We start from the raw sequence: 3,299 nt of genomic DNA, 5'->3' as shown, positions 1-3,299 counted from the left end.
TGTTACCTTAACGGGTAATAGTGCTATCGTCGCATTGTCCGGCAATAGCCGGATAAATGTCGCGTAAATGTATCAGTCAACGGTTTGGTCGGCGGTAATGCTAGGGGAAAAGCCCTGCTGTGGTGTCCAATGTAGTGCGCCATCTCGCCCAGTCCAAAATAGTTGAATGTTAAGATTTTCGAGCATTTGAGATGTTTCCGGACTGAGGGTATCAGTGGTGGCGATCGCCACTTGGGGTTTGAGGGTCTCTAGTAGTTGAGCATTCAAATCGTTACCCAACCACCACAGGACATCAACGGGGGATAAATCATGCTGTTGTAACAACTGTGATTGTTGTTCTTTGGGGATATTTCCCATGAGTAACCAGCGGCGATCGCTGATCATAAATTCCACCAGGGGAACCTCAGCATTAATCAGTGTAACCTGAGTTTCTCCTAAATCCAAATTTTGCTGAACTGGCAGAGTTAGATATTGTCCTTGGGCGCTAACAATTTTATTTTGAATAGCCTGGGCGCTCACTTGGTAAGCATTCTTAGAAGCGGGAGTATCATAGAATTTATGAATTGGTAAAGTGTCTAAAATATGTGGGAAACCGATAGTCAAGCCTAGCTGAGGGTGAGTGAGAATAGCCCAATCAATCTGATTAATTCCCTGCCTTAGTAAAAAGGGCAAAACGGTAAATTTAACGGTGCGTTCATCCCCGGCATTTACTAACAAAACGCGATCGCGATCTTCCACGACCAGAATAGGTTTTTCGGCGGTAGCTAAAACGGTGACTCGAAATTGGGTAAATTGAGCATAAGCCATGGGTAAAGTGATGATGGCGATCGCCATTAATATACCAGCGATAACGGCATAAAATCGGCTATGGTTTCTGGTTTTCTTCTTCTGGTCAGTTTTACCAACTTTTTCCGGTAGGAGTATCGGCAATAAACAGAGCAATATATTAATGGTATATAAACCGATTAATTGTGCCATATATAAACTGCCTACAGCGATGGAATTGCCAGGTAAATCATTAAAAAATTCGACTATATAAATTAACCCTTCTAGGGGGTAATATAAAGCGGTGGCTAGAGCGGCAGCCGCCCAGGGCGAGATGATCGCGACCGATGCAGTTAGCATTCCTCCCAGGGTAATGACTGTAATAAAAGGCACCACCAAAATATTGACAAAAATACTGAATGGTGATACCAAATTAAACACATAAATTTGCAGGGGAAGAATCCAAACGGTGGCGGCGATAGGAACTGCTATACAACTAGCAATTACTGGGGGAAGCCATTGTAGCGATCGCATCAAAGGTGGTACAGTCACCAATAGCCCCAGAGTTGCCAAAAAGCTGAATTGAAATCCTAAGTCTTGAATCAATAGAGGATTCCATAACAATAAGAAAACGGCTACAGCTAATAACACAGCCAAGGGTCGCACCTGTCGTTTCATGACGACACCCACCAACGCAGCTAACCCCATTAAAGCCGCCCGCAGTACGGAAGCCGAACCCCCAGTTAATCCGACATATAACAATAGGATAGTTGCACCAAAAACCAATCTCAACTTAGGAGACCAGCGGGCTGTCAAAGCTAGGACTACGCCCAGAAGTAAAGAGACATGAAACCCAGAAGCGGCTAAAGTATGAGCTAAACCAACTCGCACAAAGCGATCGCTAATTTCTGGGGAGATATCCACAGCCCGCCGCCCCAAAACCATGGCTGATAATAGTGTGCCTTTGGTAACATCCAAACCCTGAACCTTAGCCCTGACAATTCGCTGTCGCACCCTAGACAGTCCCCACCTAGGGGTAGTGTTAATAGAGAGGTGGCGACCATACATTCCCGCAAACCCCCCTTGTCTGGCGAGATAGGCTTTAAAATCAAAGCTACCAGGATTTAAAGGGGATTTTGGTGCATATAAAGTTCCGGTCACAGAAACAGTTTCGTTGCCTTGTAATCCTGTGGCTTGTAGAATGGGTACGGTAACATAAAGTTTACCTGTAACTGTTTTGTTAACCTGAACCGGGCTGTTCTGATCATTACTGGTAATCTGGTTAACAAGGTTAGCCTGTAGCCAAAACTGGACATTTCCTGAACGAGTGACCCGTGGAGAACTAATCACCCTTCCCCAGACGGTGATTACCAGGTTTTCGGCATTACCACCGCTGACAATTAATCTGCTAATGTCATGAGGCCCTGGTTGTGGAGTTTGTAGTTGAAAATATAGGGTAGCGAGGAAACCTATTAATCCAGCTACTAGCCAAAGGCTTCTAGGGATAGGAGGTCGGGGGACTGTCAACCTATCTGGATCAGATGTCCTTTGTCTACGTTGCCTTTGACGGCGGTTTGTAGTAGTCGGAGAATTTGGCTTAATCAGACGGCCACGGAGTTTATATTGCCAAATGGTTGTCATAATTGCCATTCCGACTCCTAGGGCGAGGAGAGAATATCCTCCCCAGCTAAAGCTCGCCATTAGTAATCCGACAATATAGGCTAATCCTAGGGCGATCGCAGCGGTTTGGTTCATCTATCCGGGAAGTGATGGAGGACCGGTTAGGGTTGGGATTAGGAACCAACCCTGATTGTTTGCTAAATGGATAGTCCCAATTTTAGACCGAGTACGGTGTGAATGACCATCATTAATAGGGCGACACTGCCAATATAAGCATGAGCCTTGCGCCATTGGTCTTGGTTGCCGCCAAATTTGCTGAGGGAAATAGCGCCGTTAATTCCTAATAGGCCTAAAACTGCGGTACTGGTCCAAAAATGGGGACTTTCAAAAATTGGTTGTCCCTGCATAATTAAGGATAGTAGCCCGCCGCTAAACCCCAAAGCCATAAATAGGGTCATAAAAGGGGCAAGTTTTCGGTGACTAGACCGAGAAGCGATCGCCGCCTCTTGGTCTGTGGCTAAACGTCCCTGCCAGCCAGTATAACCGACAAAACTACCCATCACAAAAATTACAATTCCCATCATCAGGGGGTGTCCCCAATGAACAATAGGTTCGGGAACTCCTAAACTAGCAAAAAAATTGGCGATCGGTTCTAATAAGCCTCTGATGTCCATAACTGGCTCTGGTTCTCTTCTCTATGCGCTATCAATCCCGATATTATAAATGTTTGTTGAGCCGTTATCAATCTTTGATTAACTGAAAACCCGCCCCTACTATTCACTAATAAGAGCGGGTTCATAAGTATGGTATGAGCGAAACCTTGTCTAGAGTTAAACACTCACGTAAAACTCCTGGGAGGGTTGGAAGCTCCGTGATTGATCACGGAGAGGAAAACCGACTCAAGCGGCTGACCG

2 protein-coding genes are annotated in these 3,299 nt (G+C 45.6%); both read right to left on the bottom strand.

Annotated elements, in window-relative coordinates; genetic code table 11:
* Positions 1–72: 72 nt before the first annotated feature.
* Positions 73–2,520 carry a ComEC/Rec2 family competence protein gene (locus ACTIE0_RS23480; protein ID WP_006667948.1) on the bottom strand — a complete coding sequence of 816 codons (2,448 nt, stop codon included), beginning with the start codon at positions 2,518–2,520 and terminating at the stop codon, positions 73–75.
* 62 nt (positions 2,521–2,582) lie between these two features.
* A complete protein-coding gene (locus ACTIE0_RS23475) occupies positions 2,583–3,059 on the bottom strand; it encodes a DUF4079 domain-containing protein (protein ID WP_006621734.1) in 477 nt (158 codons plus the stop codon).
* Between the last annotated feature and the right edge of the window lie 240 nt (positions 3,060–3,299).

The organism is Limnospira sp., from assembly GCF_051859755.1.
GTDB lineage: Bacteria > Cyanobacteriota > Cyanobacteriia > Cyanobacteriales > Microcoleaceae > Limnospira > Limnospira fusiformis.
This window is presented reverse-complemented; position numbering and strand designations above follow the sequence as displayed.